The 17,599-nt window shown below is 53.3% G+C and carries 14 protein-coding genes and 1 tRNA gene; all 15 read right to left on the bottom strand.

Translation table 11 applies throughout. The annotated features are described in order from the left end of the window. Nucleotides 1–10: 10 nt before the first annotated feature. The gene (locus tag VEB01_RS06010; RefSeq protein ID WP_324873697.1) at nt 11–1,066 is read right to left on the bottom strand and encodes a PstS family phosphate ABC transporter substrate-binding protein; all 1,056 of its coding nucleotides are present in this window, start codon (nt 1,064–1,066) and stop codon (nt 11–13) included. A gap of 165 nt (nt 1,067–1,231) precedes the next feature. Continuing rightward, a complete protein-coding gene (locus VEB01_RS06005) occupies nt 1,232–2,185 on the bottom strand; it encodes an alpha-L-glutamate ligase-like protein (protein ID WP_324873695.1) in 954 nt (317 codons plus the stop codon). A gap of 6 nt (nt 2,186–2,191) precedes the next feature. Beyond that, nucleotides 2,192–3,721 carry an inactive transglutaminase family protein gene (locus VEB01_RS06000; protein WP_324873693.1) on the bottom strand — a complete coding sequence of 510 codons (1,530 nt, stop codon included), beginning with the start codon at nt 3,719–3,721 and terminating at the stop codon, nt 2,192–2,194. 41 nt (nt 3,722–3,762) lie between these two features. Further along, on the bottom strand, nt 3,763–4,308 hold the full coding sequence (locus VEB01_RS05995; protein WP_324873691.1) for an ATP-dependent zinc protease family protein: 546 nt from the start codon (nt 4,306–4,308) through the stop codon (nt 3,763–3,765). Between the two features lie 234 nt (nt 4,309–4,542). After that, the gene (locus VEB01_RS05990) at nt 4,543–5,157 is read right to left on the bottom strand and encodes a c-type cytochrome (RefSeq protein ID WP_324873689.1); all 615 of its coding nucleotides are present in this window, start codon (nt 5,155–5,157) and stop codon (nt 4,543–4,545) included. Between the two features lie 232 nt (nt 5,158–5,389). Continuing rightward, entirely contained in the window at nt 5,390–9,583 is a 4,194-nt protein-coding gene (gene rpoC / locus VEB01_RS05985) for a DNA-directed RNA polymerase subunit beta' (RefSeq protein ID WP_475441504.1), read from the bottom strand. A gap of 80 nt (nt 9,584–9,663) precedes the next feature. After that, entirely contained in the window at nt 9,664–13,740 is a 4,077-nt protein-coding gene (rpoB, locus tag VEB01_RS05980) for a DNA-directed RNA polymerase subunit beta (RefSeq protein WP_324873685.1), read from the bottom strand. Nucleotides 13,741–14,007: 267 nt separating this feature from the next. Next, entirely contained in the window at nt 14,008–14,382 is a 375-nt protein-coding gene (gene rplL / locus VEB01_RS05975; RefSeq protein WP_324873683.1) for a 50S ribosomal protein L7/L12, read from the bottom strand. A gap of 32 nt (nt 14,383–14,414) precedes the next feature. Next, on the bottom strand, nt 14,415–14,942 hold the full coding sequence (gene rplJ, locus VEB01_RS05970; protein ID WP_324873681.1) for a 50S ribosomal protein L10: 528 nt from the start codon (nt 14,940–14,942) through the stop codon (nt 14,415–14,417). Nucleotides 14,943–15,149: 207 nt separating this feature from the next. Next, nucleotides 15,150–15,845 (bottom strand): 50S ribosomal protein L1, encoded by a 696-nt coding sequence (rplA, locus tag VEB01_RS05965; protein WP_324873679.1) that lies wholly within the window; start codon nt 15,843–15,845, stop codon nt 15,150–15,152. Beyond that, nucleotides 15,845–16,276, bottom strand: a complete 432-nt coding sequence (gene rplK / locus VEB01_RS05960; RefSeq protein ID WP_324873677.1) for a 50S ribosomal protein L11 — start codon at nt 16,274–16,276, stop codon at nt 15,845–15,847. The genes rplA and rplK overlap by 1 nt, the downstream gene beginning before the upstream one ends. A 91-nt stretch (nt 16,277–16,367) precedes the next feature. Continuing rightward, complete coding sequence (gene nusG, locus VEB01_RS05955) at nt 16,368–16,901, bottom strand: transcription termination/antitermination protein NusG (protein WP_324873675.1); 534 nt, start codon at nt 16,899–16,901, stop codon at nt 16,368–16,370. Between the two features lies 1 nt (nt 16,902). Further along, complete coding sequence (secE, locus tag VEB01_RS05950; RefSeq protein ID WP_324873673.1) at nt 16,903–17,280, bottom strand: preprotein translocase subunit SecE; 378 nt, start codon at nt 17,278–17,280, stop codon at nt 16,903–16,905. 44 nt (nt 17,281–17,324) lie between these two features. Further along, nucleotides 17,325–17,400: transfer RNA gene (locus VEB01_RS05945), tRNA-Trp, on the bottom strand. Between the two features lie 58 nt (nt 17,401–17,458). Next, on the bottom strand, nt 17,459–17,599 hold a 141-nt coding region (locus VEB01_RS05940), incomplete at its 5' end, for an EF-Tu C-terminal domain-related protein (protein WP_475441503.1).

Raw genomic sequence — 17,599 nt, 5'->3', positions numbered from 1 at the left:
ATGACTTGCGTCACATCGAGTAGCTCTTCAAATTCTTTGCATTTTGTGCAACCTCCTTGCGCTCGTTGCCAGGCAAAGGAATTAGGCCTTTATCCGTAAGATAGCCTTCATCGCCCATAGCCTTGTCGCTGGTGAACTCTGAAAGATAAGCTTCGATACCTGGAATTACACCGACATGGGCCTTTTTAACATAAAAAAATAGCGGCCGGGAGATTGGATATTGCTGGGCTGAAATCGTATCGTAATCCGGAGCAACTCCATCCACGGGAACGGCCGAAATTTTATCGCCATTTTGATCCAAGAAGCTGAAACCGAAAACACCCAAGGCTTTAGGATTGGCGCTTAGCTTTTGAACGATCAAATTGTCGTTTTCGCCCGCTTCAATATAAGCGCCGTCCTCTCTGACTGTTTGGCAAATTCCTTTGAACTGTGCTTCGTCTTTTTCCTTCCAAGCCTTAATCCATTTAAAGGTCTGACAGCCGCCTTCCATCGCCAGCTCGGCAAACGCATCCCGCGTACCGGAGGTTGGCGGCGGCCCCAAGACTTCGATTTTGGTGTTCGGCAAAACCGGATTGATTTGGTTCCACGTCTTGTACGGATTATCCACCAGCTTGTCGCATTCTTGGCAGGACGGGTCGGGCACTTTCTTGGCGAGAGCCAAGAACATTTCTTGACGCGTCAACTCCATTGGATCCGCGGCCTTGGCGTGAGCCAGTACGATTCCGTCATAACCGATTTTCACTTCCGTGATTTCTTTTACGCCGGCTTTCTGACATGCGGCAAATTCGGCCTTTTTCATTCGCCGCGACGCATTGGCAATATCGGGATATTGGACACCCACACCGCTGCAAAAAAGCTTGATACCGCCGCCGGTTCCGGTCGACTCGATTTTCGGAGTCTTGAATTTGCCACCCTTGCCGAATTGCTCAGCCACCACAGTCGCGAAAGGATAAACGGTTGAAGAGCCCACCACGCTGATGTAATCGCGGGCCGATTCAGCGGACGCTTGGGTGCTTGATAGAACTATTGAAATTACCGCGCCGAACGCCAAAAATTTATTTTTCACTGGACCCCCATTTTTATATTGAACATAAAACACATCTCGATCCCTGATATCACCTCAAAGCGTGACATTTGTAACAAAGAATTGTTACCGTAATATTTCAACCCACAGCATGATCGAGAGTTGTCTCCAGCTCAAATTCAATCAATTCGGCGCTCGATACGCGCTTCAGGCGGCCAGTTCTTGCGCCAATTTAATCCGTTCGTCTACGGAAGCCGGTATTTCCCGCATACGCTCAATTTGTCGCAAGCGGGGCAGAAAGCCGATTTTATTGGCAAGCTGAATACTCAAGCCGGGTCTGGCATTGATTTCTAGCATCAATGGACCAAAATCCTTATCCAATACGATATCAACGCCAATAAACCCCAGTCCGACCAAGTCATGGCAGCGTGCAGTCAGCGCAAGGATTTCATTCCAGTATGGGATTTCCAATCCGGCTAGCTCCCCTCCCGTATCCGGATGCTGGTCGATGGGAGTTTCGTGCCAGACACCAGAAAACGTTCGCCCATTCGCCAAATGTATCCCGACCCCGATAGCGCCCTGGTGGAGATTCGCTTTGCCGTCGGACAAACGCGTAGGCAGCCTCATCATCGCCAATACCGGCACCCCTCGGAACACAACCGTTCGAATGTCCGGGACACCCTGGTAGCTGATTTGTTCAAACATCGGGTCGAACTTGACTCGATACTCGATTAGCGCCGAGTCCGGCAGACCGCCCAAACTGTACATGCCGCTCAAGATGTTGGAAATGTGATACCCCACCTCGTCCTCACTGGCCAAGACGCCGTTGGCTTTTCGATGACGGCCATTCTGGCGACCGGCAATTATCAGGATCCCCTCACCACCGCTACCGTGCGCTGGTTTAATGACAAAATCCTCATATGGACCGAGCATCTCCCCTAGCTTCTCAATTTGATGTTCGATCTCGACGATTCCGTACAACTTCGGAACGGCGATGCCGGCACTCAGGGCGAGCGCTTTAGTTTTAGACTTATCATCGACCAAGGGAAAGTTTCGGCGGGAATTGTACGGCAGGATGAAATCGGCATTACGTTCGTTCATCCCCATGATTCCGAGGGTGCGCAGGCGCTCCCAGGGAAATCGGATTCTCGAAAAACCCATGCGCATCTATCGCCTTAATGCCGCCCTGAAGCGCCACAACTCGGTCAGGCGGTAGCCAGTATAACGCCCTAGCAGCAATGTCATCGCCAGCACTGCCAATAGCAACTCGGGGAATACGAACACAAGGTGTCCGAGCACCTTACTACTTATGATGAGATAAGCGAGCGAAGCAACCAACAAACTGCCGAAACCTTGCTTCAAGGCTTCGGCGGGGCCCGATTCTTCCCAGACCAAAGACATTCGCTCGATGGTCATAGCCAATATCACCATAGGGAACAAGGCGATCGAAAGACCACGATCTATGCCTAATTTATGGCTCAACAAACTGACCGTCGCCATCAGCAAAATGACGATGATCAGCACCGAGGCCAGACGCGGAACCAAGAGAAGCTTGAGATATTCCAGATAAAAGCGGATGAGAAGTCCCGACGCCACCAATACGCAAAAAAGCATCACGCCCCACAGCAGTTCAGTCTCGCGGAAAGCCAATGCAATCAGAACGGGCATAAAGGTACCGAAGGTTTTAATGCCGATTACATTTCGCAAAAAGACGATAAAAAATGCTCCCACCGGCACCAAAAGCAGCACACGATAAACGTTCTGAGTTTGTACCGGAAGACTGAACAGGGAAAATTCCATAATGCGGGAACCCATCTGCCGCGCCCGCTGCTCGGCTACCAGTGTCATGTCCTGGGTCTGCTTAGTGACCGAATATTCGACCTTGGCACGCTTGCCACCCGATACCTCGAGCATCGGGGAGTCTCCCGAATGCCACACTACGGCTTCCTTGGGAAGTCCGGCCTCACCCTTTTCCGGATCGAACGGCAGCCAACCCGCGCCATCGAAGATCTCCAGCCAGGGTGTCAAGGAACCATGGCTTATACCGTCCCTAAGAATCAAAATGTGTGTCATCCGCGCCGGAATATTCGCGGCGGCCAGCAAATTCACGATACGGCGAACCCAATCTTCGGAAGACTGAATATCCTGCCTGAGTAAGACAACATTAGCTCCGGGCGTTGGCGCATTAAGGCGTAACAAAAGCTCCCGAGAGAAAGTAGCGGCATCCGCCGATTTGCTGCGGACCTCATCCAGCAACGCACCAACAGCCGAACGCATCAGTTCCGGAAATTCGGGCGCCTGCACGTTGGCGACGACGGACGTTGCCGAAGGCAATGCAGCCATTGGATCTCGGGCTAGATTAATGCGGTAATAAAGCACCTGATAACCCTTTACCCGGCGCACCGCCCATTCCGCGAAACGATGCACCCCGTCATCTTCGGTCGTGAGACCGTAGTTGCTGGATACGAAATTCTCGTCGACGACCGTGTAACCAACCGGCACACGGGGAATGAAGAAGTGAACCTTTACCGGCGTGTCCCTCTTCGCCTTAAACTCAATCCGTGCCTCCACGGTCCATACTTCTGCCTGCTCAGCGGGCAGCAAAGGCAAACCGAGCCGGGTTACCTTGTACCAACAAAGCGAAACACCGATGGTCACCAGGACCAACGCCAGTATCTTAACGTGCAGGTTCCGCAAGGCCCAATCCCTACGTTAACGGTGACAGCCGAATCGTGTGGCTATTTGCTCTTCTTTTGGCCGGACGCATCAGACACACAAGGATCGTTATCCGCTTTATACATAAAGGTTTCCGCCGAGTCGACCAAGGCCACGTCTTTTAGAAAGCTACGGCCTAAGAGCACCGGATAGTTGAAATTGCTTCGATCAACTAGCGTGAACTCGGTTTCATAATCCTTGCCGTTCTTACACAGCACCATACTCACTACGTCACGTTTTGTCGCCCGAGACTTACGCTCCTTTATATAGGCCATCCGCACTAGAGGACGCTCGACCACGGCGGATTTGTTGTCGTCGGTTCCGGTCAATGTGAAACGCACCCACTCCTGGCCGTTCCTCGTAAAATGCTCGACATTACCGGCGTGCAATGACGACGTTTTAGCACCGGTATCCAGTTTTGCCGTTGCGCGGATGTTCCAAGGCTTGAGGAACACGGACTCCAGCCATCCCATGATGGCTCTTTCCCGCGAATCCGATTTAGCCTGCGCCTCTGCGCCTAAAATGACTGTAGGAATCGTCAACAAGAAAATCAGGGTGCCGAATCGCATCTCAAAGTCACATGTTGCAGAACTCTCCCGCCCTAACAGGAAACGACGAGCGGTGGAGAATGATTTAAGAAATGAAGCTGGTGGCGTTTGACAGTTAGCTAACCCGTAAAACGGCAGCGCCGGAGATACTCGTCACCTAAACCACACGAGGGGAAACTTGCCGAAGCCAAGATCTTCGGCAAGCGCAAGAAAATAAGACTATTGCATCGGTCCAAGACCGTCGGTTAGATAGGACTACTCCTTGACTATCGTCAAGCCCTTTTTTTGGCTCGCATAAAAGGCCGCAATATCCTTCATATCCTCCTCCGACACTCCCTCGGCAATACCGTTCATGATTGCATTTTTCCGGGCTCCGGACTTGTAATCCTCCAAAGCTTTAACAAGATAACTTTCATGTTGCCCGGCGAGACGCGGAAAATTCGCGTCGGTGGTATTGCCATCTTCTCCATGGCATCCCCCACAGCTTTCTGCTTTTCCTTGGCCGACCGCCGCATTACCGGTAACGGGCAAGTTGACGTTTATCGAGCGGAATCTCGATACATAAGCGCCAATATCTTGCATGTCCTGGTCGCTCATGGTAGCCGAATTTCCAAGCATGCTCCCGTGCTTACGCTGTCCTGAGCGGTAGGCCTTAAGAGCCGCGACGATATAGTCGGCATGCTGCCCGCCCAAACGGGGCACGTGATAGGTGGGATAGGCATTGGTGTAGCCGACCACGCCGTGGCATCCCTCACAGGTGTAAAACTTGGTTTTCCCTGCTTCGGCGTCTCCAGCTGCATTGACCTCAGGAACGATCAGGACGCTAATCAAACCTGCAGCCACCAGGCTCCACAAACTTTTTGTTTTCATTCAATGTGCTCCAAAAATCTACGGACTTACCAAACTAGCAAAACAGGCGCAGCGACGAATTGCCCCGCATAGACAGCAAAAACCCGGATTAAACCGGGCGTCATGATGATACGAACAACAAGGATTCGCTGATTTGAATGAATTATATTACTGATTAAGTGCTGTTTGACAATTGATCAACACAAAACGGCGAGCGGATTTTAAGGCCGGCCGCCGTTTTGAATTTCTCGTCTTACATACTTAGCGCTTGCTTCAAGGCTTCTTCTACGTCACCCGCATCAATGATTGCTGCTGCTTCGGCTTCTTCACCTTCGGCAAGCTTGGCCCTGCGTTTGCGATCCAAATGGTAGGCCAATCCCGTTCCGGCGGGAATTAAACGACCGACAATGACGTTTTCCTTCAACCCGAGCAGTTTGTCACTCAAACCGCGGATGGCGGCTTCCGTCAGCACACGGGTAGTCTCCTGGAAAGAAGCGGCGGAAATAAACGACTCCGTGGACAGCGAGGCTTTCGTGATACCCAACAGAACCGGCTCGAAGCACGCCGGAATCTTGCCCTCGGCTTCGGCCTTGTCGTTCTCCTCTAGTACCCGCGCCCGATCGGCTTGCTCTCCCTTGAGGAAAATGGTGTCGCCGGGATCGGTTATTTCGATCTTCCGCAACATCTGGCGAATGATTACCTCAATGTGCTTGTCGTTGATCTTTACCCCCTGCAACCTATAGACATCCTGAATTTCCTTAACTAGATAGGATGCCAACTCGGCGACTCCACGAAGCCGCAAGATGTCATGCGGTGTCAAATCGCCTTCGGCTATCGTTTCGCCCTGCTCCACATGCTCGCCCTCGAACACCGTGATATGACGCCATTTCGGGATCAACACTTCGTGTTGATGGCCGTGAGCGTCGGTCACGACGATACGGCGCTTGCCTTTGGTTTCCTTGCCGAAGCTAACGGTACCCGTGGCTTCCGCCAAAATCGCGGGGTCCTTGGTTTTACGCGCTTCGAAAAGATCGGCAACCCTCGGCAGACCGCCGGTAATATCGCGGGTTTTACTCGATTCCTGGGGAATTCTCGCCAACACATCGCCGACTTGAACCAAACCGCCGTCGTGAATACCGATGATAGCGCCGGCCGGCAGGAAGTATTGGGCGGCAATTTCCGTCGAGGGAATTCGAATGTCGTTCCCTTGTTCATCGACCAGCTTGACCATTGGTCGCAAGTCCTTGCCTGCACCGCCCCTCTGTTTGGGATCGATGACCACCATGGAGCTCAGGCCCGTCACTTCGTCCGATTGCTCGCGAACGGTGACGCCTTCAATGAAGTCGACCAACTTCGCGTAACCCTTAACTTCGGTAACAACCGGATGGGTATGTGGGTCCCAGTTCACCACGACCTGACCGGCTCTGACCGGCCCGCCCTCCCGTACCGTCAAGACTGCACCATAGGGAATCTTGTAGCGCTCACGCTCACGGCCGTGCTCGTCGATCACGCTGACTTCGCCCGACCGCGATACGGCGACCAAATTGCCGTCCTTGTTGATCACGGTCTTGAGATTATTCAGCTTAATCGTACCAGCGGATTTCACTTCCACGTTGCTGATTGCCGCCGAACGGGATGCCGCACCACCGATGTGGAAGGTACGCATGGTCAGCTGCGTGCCGGGCTCGCCGATCGACTGGGCCGCAATAACGCCAATTGCCTCGCCGATATTGACCTTATGGCCCCGCCCCAGATCGCGCCCATAGCAGGTTGAGCAAACACCGTAACGGGTTCGGCAGGTAATTACCGATCGTACCCGAACGTTATCGACGCTGTGTGCCTCCAGTAATGCTACTGCGTATTCGTCCAAGATTGAGCCGGCCGTCACGATGAGTTCCTGACTGGCCGGATCGCGGACATCCTCGGCCAACGCCCGTCCAAGTACCCGTTCCGCCAAGGGCTCCACCACGTCGCCGCCTTCGATCAAAGGGGCCATGAGCAAGCCGTCGTTGGTACCGCAATCATCTTCCGTAATGACTAAATCTTGAGCCACGTCCACGAGCCGGCGCGTGAGATAACCCGAGTTTGCGGTCTTGAGCGCGGTATCCGCGAGACCTTTACGGGCACCGTGAGTGGAGATGAAGTACTGAAGAACGTCCAACCCCTCTCGGAAGTTAGCTGTAATCGGGGTCTCGATAATCGATCCGTCCGGCTTCGCCATAAGGCCGCGCATACCGGACAACTGACGGATCTGCGCCGCGGAGCCACGAGCCCCCGAATCGGCCATCATGTAGATGGAGTTAAAGGACTTTTGCTCCGCCATCTGCCCGTCCGGCATCTCAACTTCTTCCGTACCCAGCCCTTCCATCATGACCTTGGCGACTTGGTCGTTCGCATGCGACCAAATATCCACCACTTTGTTGTAGCGTTCGCCGTCGGTTACCAAACCGGAAGCATACTGGTTCTGGATCTCCTTCACCTCCTGCTCCGCAGCGCGGATAATCTCTTCCTTCCGAGTCGGGATAGCCATATCGTCGACCCCGAAAGACATGCCGGCGCGTGTCGCGTGGGAAAAGCCCAAATACATCAATTGGTCGGCGAAAACGACTGTCGCCTTAATTCCCAGCGTGCGATAGCTATGATTGATCAGCTTGGATATCACTTTTTTGGTCATATCCTGATTGATCATCTCGAACGGAATCCCCTCCGGCACGACGGTCCAGATCAGAGCGCGCCCGACGATGGTTTCGACCCGTTTACGCACGGTCGTCTTCTCGCCGTTCTCCCCTAGAATGGTTTCGTTGATCCGAACCTGCACTCGGGCATGGAGGTCGACCGACTTGGTTTGAAACGCCCTCTGGATCTCGGCGACATCCGCGAAAAGCATGCCGGTTCCCTTGGCATCGATCCTCTCGCGGCTCATGTAATAAAGCCCTAACACCACATCCTGAGTAGGATTGATAATCGGCTCGCCGTTGGCCGGCGACAAAATATTGTTTGTCGCCATCATCAGCGTCCGGGCTTCCAACTGTGCCTCCAGAGAAAGCGGAACATGGACCGCCATCTGGTCGCCGTCGAAGTCGGCGTTAAACGCCGTACAGACTAAGGGATGCAACTGAATCGCTTTACCCTCGATCAGGATCGGCTCGAAGGCTTGGATGCCGAGTCTGTGCAGCGTGGGCGCACGGTTCAGCAGGACCGGATGCTCGCGGATAACTTCGTCGAGAATATCCCAAACTTCCGCGCTTTCCTTCTCCACCATTTTTTTGGCGGCCTTAATCGTGGTCGCGAGCCCACGGAATTGAAGTTTGCTGAAGATGAATGGCTTAAATAACTCTAGAGCCATCTTCTTCGGCAAGCCGCACTGGTGCAACTTCAGGGTAGGACCGACCACGATCACCGAACGACCGGAATAGTCCACGCGTTTTCCGAGCAGGTTCTGACGGAATCGTCCCTGTTTGCCTTTGATCATATCGGCCAGCGATTTCAGCGGACGCTTGTTCGAGCCGGTAATGGCGCGTCCGCGTCGGCCGTTGTCAAGCAACGCGTCGACAGCTTCCTGCAGCATGCGCTTTTCGTTGCGCACGATGATGTCAGGCGCGTTGAGATCGAGCAGTCGCTTCAAACGATTGTTGCGATTGATTACACGACGATATAGGTCATTCAAGTCGGAGGTAGCGAAACGCCCCCCATCGAGCGGAACCAAAGGACGCAATTCCGGAGGCAGCACCGGCAAGACCGTCAGGATCATCCACTCCGGGCGATTATTGGATGAAATCAACGACTCGATGGCCTTGAGACGCTTGGTGTGCTTCTTTATTTTCGTTTCCGAGTTCGTCGAATCGATTTCCTCCCGCAGCGTGGCGACTTCCGCGTTCAGATCCATGGTCTTCAGCATCTCGTAGATCGCTTCGGCGCCCATTTTCGCGACGAATTCGTCGCCGTGCTGCTGCACGGCCTGCTGATATTCCTCTTCGGTCAATAGCTGCGCGCGATTGAGCGGGGTCATTCCATGATCGATAACGACATACGACTCGAAATAAAGCACGCGCTCGATCTCGCGCAGTGTCATATCGAGCAGCAAGGCAATACGGGAGGGCAACGACTTCAGGAACCAGATGTGGGCTACCGGACTAGCCAACTCGATATGTCCCATGCGCTCGCGGCGGACTTTGGACAGCGTGACCTCGACCCCGCACTTTTCGCAAATAACGCCGCGATGCTTTAGCCGCTTGTATTTGCCGCAAAGACATTCGTAGTCGCTGACCGGCCCGAAAATCTTTGCGCAGAATAAACCATCGCGCTCCGGTTTGAACGTACGGTAGTTAATCGTTTCAGGTTTCTTCACTTCTCCATAAGACCAGGACCGAATCATATCGGGCGAAGCAAGACTGATGCGAATGCCGTCGAATTCTTCCGCCTGGTTTTGACGCTTTAAGAAGTTAATGAGATCTTTCACAGACGTTCTCCTAAATTCGGTTCTGCCGAACCGGACCTTCAAAAGGTCCGGATCATGCGTCTAGCGTATTAATCCTGTTCCAACTCGATGTTGATTCCCAAGGAGCGAATCTCTTTGATCAACACGTTGAACGACTCGGGCATAGCCGCTTCCATACGATGGTCGCCATCTACTATGTTCTTGTAGATCTTGGTGCGTCCGGTTACGTCGTCCGATTTGACCGTAAGCATTTCCTGAAGCGTATAGGCCGCACCATAAGCTTCCAGCGCCCAGACTTCCATTTCTCCGAAGCGCTGACCGCCGAACTGGGCCTTACCACCCAAAGGCTGCTGCGTAACCAGACTGTACGGACCGGTGGAACGAGCGTGCATCTTATCGTCGACCAAATGGTTGAGTTTAAGCATGTACATGTAGCCGACCGTCACGGCGCGATCGAAGATCTCGCCGGTACGACCGTCAGTTAGCCGAGTTTGGCCGCTTTCGGGCAGATCCGCCAACCGCAGCATGGTCTTGATATCTTCTTCCGTCGCGCCGTCGAAAACGGGCGTAGCCATGGGCACCCCACCCCGGAGATTGGAGGCGAGTTCGAGGATCTCGCTATCGGACAATTGATCCAGATCCTCTTTTTTGCCGCTGCAGTTGTAGATGTCTTTCAAGAACTGGCGGACTTCCTCAATCTTAGCCTTCGCTTCCAGCATCTTGCCGATTTTAAGCCCCAAACCTTTGGCGCCCCAGCCGAGATGAGTCTCCAATACCTGGCCGACGTTCATACGCGAAGGCACGCCGAGAGGGTTAAGCACGATATCCACCGATGTCCCGTCCGCCAAATAGGGCATGTCTTCGACCGGCACGATTTGAGAGATGACGCCTTTGTTGCCGTGGCGTCCCGCCATTTTGTCACCCGGCTGAACGCGACGCTTGACAGCCAAATAAACCTTGACCATCTTCAAAACCCCGGGCGGGAGATCATCGCCCATAGCGATTTTTTTCTTTTTCTCCTCGAGTCTCTTGTTCATCTCCTCGCGTTGCTGAGCGATTTGCTCGGCAATAGCCTCAAGTTGAACGTTCAGGTCTTCGTTTTGCAGACGAATCTCCAGCCACTGGGACTGCTTCAATCCCCCGAGGTAATCACTGGTGATCACCTCACTCGATCTCAGCCTATTGGGGCCCGATTCGGCAACTTTGCCTACCAACATCTGCTCTACACGTTGGTAAAAGTCCTTCTCGATAATGCGGAGCTGGTCGTTCAGGTCCTTTTTAACCCGGTCGATTTCCGCCTGCTCGATCTGCTTCGCCCGCTCATCCTTTTTGACGCCGTCACGGGTGAACACCTGAACGTCGATGACGGTACCGTCCATACCGGAGGGCACACGTAAGGACGTATCTTTCACATCCGACGCTTTTTCGCCGAAAATAGCCCGAAGCAGCTTTTCTTCCGGGGTGAGCTGGGTTTCACCTTTCGGAGTGACCTTGCCCACCAGAATATCGCCCGCTTTTACCTCGGCGCCGATGTAGACAATCCCGGACTCATCCAGTTTGGCTAGCGCTGCTTCGCCTACGTTGGGAATATCGGCGGTGATTTCTTCCGGCCCTAGTTTGGTATCCCGAGCTACGCAGGTTTTTTCCTCGATATGGATGGTGGTGAAACGATCGTCCTGCACCACCCGCTCCGAGATCAGAATGGAGTCCTCGAAGTTGCATCCGTTCCAGGGCATGAAGGCAACCAAAAGGTTCTGCCCCAATGCCAACTCGCCCATATCGGTCGACGGCCCATCCGCGAGGATGTCGCCTTTTGCCACGACGTTGCCCAGCTTTACCAAGGGCTTTTGATTGATACAGGTGTTCTGGTTTGAACGCGTGTACTTCGTCAGGTTGTAGATGTCGACGCCGGGCACACCCGCCTCGGTTTCGTCGTCGTTTACACGGACGACGATACGTCCCGCATCGACGAACTCAACCGTTCCGCCGCGCTTCGCAATGACCGTCACACCTGAGTCCCGGGCTACAATGCGCTCCACGCCTGTACCGACCAAGGGTTTCTCGGTTCGCAGGGTAGGAACGGCTTGGCGTTGCATATTCGATCCCATCAACGCACGGTTGGCGTCGTCGTGCTCCAGGAATGGAATCAAGGACGCAGCGACCGAGACAATCTGCCGTGACGACACGTCCATGTAGTTGATTTGCTCGGCGGACGCGAGGGTAAACTCGTCTTTATGACGACAGGAAACCAGGTCGTCCATCAATCGGCCGGCTTCATCCACCTTGGCACTGGCCTGAGCGATGAAATACTTGCCCTCTTCGATTGCGGAAAGGTACTCGATCTCGTCGGTAACGATACAGTCGACCACCTTACGATACGGCGTTTCAAGAAATCCGTATTCATTGGTACGAGCATAGACAGCCAATGAATTAATCAGACCGATGTTGGGTCCTTCCGGTGTTTCGATAGGACAAACGCGCCCGTAGTGGGTCGTGTGAACGTCGCGCACCTCAAAACCCGCGCGCTCCCGAGCGAGACCGCCCGGACCTAGCGCCGAAACGCGGCGCTTGTGGGTCACCTCGGAGAGCGGGTTATTCTGATCCATGAATTGAGACAATTGGCTGGAACCGAAGAACTCCTTGATCGATGCCGCCACCGGCTTCGCATTGATGATTTCCTGTGGCATAAGGTTCTCGGCATCCGCAAGGGACAAGCGTTCCTTGACAGCACGCTCCACTCGGACCAGGCCCAGCCGGAATTGATTCTCCACCATTTCACCGACAGAACGTACGCGGCGGTTGCCAAGATGGTCGATGTCGTCGACCGTGCCTATGCCGTTACGAATATTGATGAGCTCTTTGAGGACATCGATGATGTCTTCTTTAGTCAGCACCCCCGGCCCGGTAATCTCGGAGCGTCCAAGACGGCGATTGAACTTCATGCGACCGACAGCCGACAGGTCATACCGATCCGGCGAGAAGAAAAGATTATCGAACAGCGTCTGTGCGGCTTCCCGGGCGGGCGGCTCGCCAGGACGCATCATGCGGTAAATTTCTACCAAGGCGTCAAGCTGGGTCTCTGTCGTATCGATCCGCATCGCATTGGCCATGTATGGCCCACGATCAAGATCGTTGATGTACAGAGTGTCGACGGCTTCGATATCGGCCGCGATTATGCGGCTCAATAGATCCTCCGTAATCTCATCGTTTACCTTGGCAATTAACTCACCAGTGCCTGCGGCGACCACATTGTGAGCGAGGATCTTGCCATAGAGGTAATCCCTCGGCACTTCCAGCTGCTTCAATCCTGCCTTATCCATCTGCCGTATATGGCGCGCCGTGATCCGATGGCCCTTTTCGACGATCATCTGCCCATCGAATTTAATATCGAAACTGGCGATATCACCGCGCAAACGCTCCGGAATGAGATCAAGCAGAACGCCTTCTTTTAAGAACGAAAAACGGTTGGTTTCGAAAAACAGCTTGATGATTTGCTCGTTGTCATAACCGAGCGCCCGCAAAAGAACTGTCGCGGGCAACTTCCGCCGACGGTCTATTCGGACATAAACACTGTCTTTGTGATCAAACTCAAAATCCAGCCAAGATCCCCTATAGGGAATGATCCGAGCATTAAACAAAAGCTTACCGGACGAGTGCGTTTTACCGCGATCATGATCAAAGAAGACACCTGGCGAGCGGTGCAATTGCGAAACGATAACTCGCTCCGTCCCATTAACCACGAACGTGCCGGTGTCCGTCATGAGCGGGATTTCGCCCATGTAAATTTCCTGCTCTTTGATATCCTTTACGACTTTGGCACTGGCAGGCGCATCACGGTCGTAGATCACCAGACGTACTAGCACACGCAAGGGAGCCGCGTAGTTGGCGCCCCGTTGCTGACATTCTTTGACGTCGAACGTGGGTTCACCCAAGGAGTAATTTACATATTCTAGAACCGCATGCCCGGAGTGGCTTTCGATCGGAAAGACTGACTTTAATGCGGCATGCAGACCTTCCTCGATGCGCTTACCGAGAGGAACATCGGCCTGCAAAAATCTCTTGTATGAATCGACTTGGGTTGCTAAAAGATAAGGGACTTCAAGTACGTCACGACGTTTGCCAAAACTGTTACGGATGCGTTTTTTCTCGGTGAAAGAGTAGGCCATAGTGGTTCCTTACCTTAAAAGTTCAAACGAAATTACCACGATGTCTATCGGAGATTAGAAGACTCGGATGACCACTTGCAGATTAGAATTAGACATAGGACAGTAGAAGTAATTCGGCCGGACACTGGGTTGCACTGTGCGCCTCAACTGCTCACCATAGGGGCGAGCTATACATTCATTTACTATGGGTCGGCGCAAGCGCCGAAAGGCCGGCAGCGATTAGCTGCCAGCCTTACAAAGATCGACTTAGGTCAGACGTCGAAACAATTATTTAATTTCAACCGCAGCGCCTGCCTCGACCAACTGTTTCTTAATGTCTTCGGCTTCTTGCTTGCTTACGGCTTCTTTGACCGTAGACGGAACTCCTTCAACGAGATCTTTGGCCTCTTTCAGACCCAGACCGGTGATACTGCGAATCACTTTAATTACGTTGACCTTGTTCTCGCCGAAACCGGTCATCACAACATCGAATTCGGTCTTTTCTTCAACCGCAGGCGCTGCCGCTGCAGCTGCCGGTGCGGCTGCTACCGCCGCGGCCGCCGAAACACCGAACTTTTCTTCCATAGCGGAAATCAAGTCCACCACTTCCATCACCGTCATATTGGCAATGGTTTCCAAAATGTCTTCTTTAGATACTGCCATCGAATTACTCCAAAATAACTATGTAAGCTTGCTTAAGCCGCTTGCTTTTGATCGCGTATTGCCGCTACTGTTCGAGCCAACTTAGCGTGAGGCTCCGCCAAAGTTCTGACAAACTTCTCGATCGGCGCCTTCATCACACCCATCAATATGGCCAGAGCCTGTTCCTTGTTGGGCAGTTTCGACAACCGCTCGATTTCGGATGCCCCGTACTGCTTCCCGCCAACAGCGACCAGCCTCACGACCAGCTTTTCGTGCTGCTTTGAAAAGTCGTAGACAACGCGCGCCGCGGAACCCGGATCCTCGATAGAAAACGCCAGGATCAACGGCCCGACCAGCCCTTCTTGCATACAGGCAAAGTCGGTACCTTCCACTGCCCGGCGAGCCAAGGTGTTCTTGATAACCCTTAGGTATACGCCCGATTCGCGCGCGACCTTGCGGAGGTTGGTCAGTTGGGAAACGGTCAACCCGCGATACTCTGCAGCTACTGCAGAATGCGCTTTAGCGGCAACAGCAGCGACTTCTGCGACGACGGCTTTCTTGTCATCCAGTCTTAGCGCCACCTTTTATCTCCAGTAATAGTCTGAACAGTTGGGAACCATTCAGAGCCCTAAAAACACCCTAAAAATCAGGGTGCCCCTAAAACGGCTCCTTTCACCGATCGCGGCTTCAGTACACCGTCTGCGCAGGCGTTGTCGATTAAGCGCCCGAGGCGCACCTGCGGTCTTTGACGGTTACCGGCGGTACCGGCAACCCAAAGTCTGTTTTACTTACGCGGCAAGACTACCGTGATCGACCGGCAATCCAGGCCCCATGGTAGAAGACACGGTAATCTTCTTCAGATAAACGCCCTTCGACGTGGAGGGCTTGGCTTTCTTGAGGTCGGTTAGCAGCGCCTCTAGATTTTCTTTCAGCGCGTTCGGCTCAAAGTTCACTTTGCCGATGGTGCAGTGAATAATACCTTTCTTGTCGGTTCTATAGCGAACCTGCCCCGCCTTCGCGTTCCTAACTGCCGTCGCGACATCCGGAGTTACCGTACCGACTTTTGGGTTCGGCATGAGGCCACGCGGACCCAGAATCTGGCCCAACTGCCCCACTACGCGCATGGCGTCCGGCGATGCAATGACAACGTCAAAATTTAGCTCGCCTGCCTTCACTTGAGTGGCGAGGTCATCCATACCGATAATGTCTGCACCGGCCTCTTTCGCGGCCTCCGCATTTGCTCCTTGCGCAAAGACGGCGACACGGACAGATTTACCGGTACCGTGGGGTAGCACGGTTGCGCCCCGAACAGCCTGGTCGGACTTTCTCGGGTCAACACCGAGATTTATGCTCACATCAACCGCCTCGACGAACTTAACGGTCGAAAGCTCCTTTAAGACGACAAAGGCCTCCTCAGCACCATACATTTTTCCGGGCTGAAGCTTTTCATTGATTGCTCTGGCGCGCTTGGTCAACTTAGCCATTACACACCCTCCACATTCAGACCCATGCTGCGCGCACTGCCCGCGATGGTGCGAACGGCCGCTTCCATGTCAGCCGCGGTCAGGTCCGGCATTTTCATAGCAGCGATTTCGGCTAACTGGTCTCGAGAAACCGTTCCTACCTTATTAGTATTCGGATTGCTACTGCCTTTAGCCAAGCCGATCGCTTTTTTGAGCAACACCGAAGCTGGGGGCGTTTTAGTGATGAACGTGAAACTGCGATCGCTATACACCGTGATTACAACGGGCAGCGGCAATCCCTTTTCGACATTTTGCGTATGCGCATTGAACGCCTTGCAAAACTCCATAATGTTTACGCCACGCTGGCCGAGTGCCGGACCCACGGGAGGGCTAGGATTCGCCTCGCCGGCCTTGACCTGAAGCTTGATATATGCAGTTATTTTCTTTGCCATTATTTACTCCTGTTGGGTGATAGCGCTCTGGAGCTCCCCGTACCCGCAACGAACAGCCTACATTCGCCTCGGGAATTTGTGAAAAAGAAGACTAGGCCTTTTCGACTTGACCGAAATCGAGCTCAACCGGTGTCGAACGCCCAAAAATCAAAACTGATACGCGCAGCTTGTTTTTTTCGTAATTGACTTCTTCCACCACGCCGTTGAAATCTTTAAAGGGGCCTTCGATTACTCGGACAACCTCGCCAACCTCGAAAAGAACCTTCGGCTTCGGCTTGGTTGCACCCTCTTCGACTCGGCTTAAGATTGCCTCGGCCTCCTGATCAGAAATTGGCGCAGGCCGATCTGAAGTTCCACCAATGAAACCAAGAACACGCGGAACCTCTTTAACCAAGTGCCACGTTTCGTCGTTTAGCTCCATCTGAACCAGAACGTATCCCGGAAAGAACTTGCGCTCACTTTTCCTTTGCTGGCCCATGCGCATTTCGACGACTTCCTCTGTTGGAACAAGAATTTTCCCGAAGAAGTGATCCAGGCCCGACCGTTTGATTCTCTCTTCCAGAGAACGCTTCACCTGATTCTCGAAATTAGAGTACGCATGCACTACGTACCAGCGTAACGCCATGTTACGCCCCCTGCCCGGTCAGTTGACTAATAACCCAGAACAGGAACATATCAAGGAACCATAGCATCAAACCGACCACGAAAACTAAAGCCACAACGATTAACGTTGCTTGTACGGTTTCCTGACGTGTCGGCCATACCACCTTCCTGACCTCTACCCTCGCCTCCTTCAAAAAGCCCCAAAAGCTTTTTCCTAGCGAAGTCGTCAAGATCATTGCCATCGAGGCAATCGTTAAACCGACAACACCAAGTACTCGGTACAGCAATAAATACTGGGAGAAGTAGTAAAAACCGACTACTCCAGCAATCAACAAACCGATCGCGAGCACGAGCTTCGCCGTATCGATGGCCGAGGAATTTGACTCTGCCCGAGCAGCCATGAACATCCTAACCAGAATTAAAAGCGATTATTTGACAGCAAAGGTGGCAGGCCAGGAGGGACTCGAACCCCCAACCTGCGGTTTTGGAGACCGCTGCTCTGCCAATTGAGCTACTGACCTTTATACCCTGCTGATTTGACTAGCCAACCCCTACAAACACCAAATGGGGGTCGCGCATTTACTCCAACACCTTGGACACCACACCGGCCCCGACGGTCCGACCGCCTTCGCGTACGGCGAAGCGCAAGCCTTCCTCCATCGCGATCGGCGCGATCAATTTAACCGTGACCTTGACGTTGTCGCCCGGCATCACCATCTC

Source organism: Methylocaldum sp. (assembly GCF_035627495.1).
GTDB lineage: Bacteria > Pseudomonadota > Gammaproteobacteria > Methylococcales > Methylococcaceae > Methylocaldum.
Note: the sequence above shows the minus strand (reverse complement) of the source record. Positions and strands in the feature narration are given on the sequence as shown.

Excerpts from the sequence above, each read along its gene's own strand:
- VEB01_RS06005 (WP_324873695.1), bottom strand. The coding sequence starts at position 2,185 with ATGGGTTTTTCGAGAATCCGATTTCCCTGGGAGCGCCTGCGCACCCTC.
- VEB01_RS05995 (WP_324873691.1), bottom strand. The coding sequence starts at position 4,308 with ATGCGATTCGGCACCCTGATTTTCTTGTTGACGATTCCTACAGTCATT.
- VEB01_RS05990 (WP_324873689.1), bottom strand. The coding sequence starts at position 5,157 with ATGAAAACAAAAAGTTTGTGGAGCCTGGTGGCTGCAGGTTTGATTAGC.
- rpoB (WP_324873685.1), bottom strand. The coding sequence starts at position 13,740 with ATGGCCTACTCTTTCACCGAGAAAAAACGCATCCGTAACAGTTTTGGC.
- rplL (WP_324873683.1), bottom strand. The coding sequence starts at position 14,382 with ATGGCAGTATCTAAAGAAGACATTTTGGAAACCATTGCCAATATGACG.
- rplA (WP_324873679.1), bottom strand. The coding sequence starts at position 15,845 with ATGGCTAAGTTGACCAAGCGCGCCAGAGCAATCAATGAAAAGCTTCAG.
- rplK (WP_324873677.1), bottom strand. The coding sequence starts at position 16,276 with ATGGCAAAGAAAATAACTGCATATATCAAGCTTCAGGTCAAGGCCGGC.
- nusG (WP_324873675.1), bottom strand. The coding sequence starts at position 16,901 with ATGGCGTTACGCTGGTACGTAGTGCATGCGTACTCTAATTTCGAGAAT.
- secE (WP_324873673.1), bottom strand. The coding sequence starts at position 17,280 with ATGGCTGCTCGGGCAGAGTCAAATTCCTCGGCCATCGATACGGCGAAG.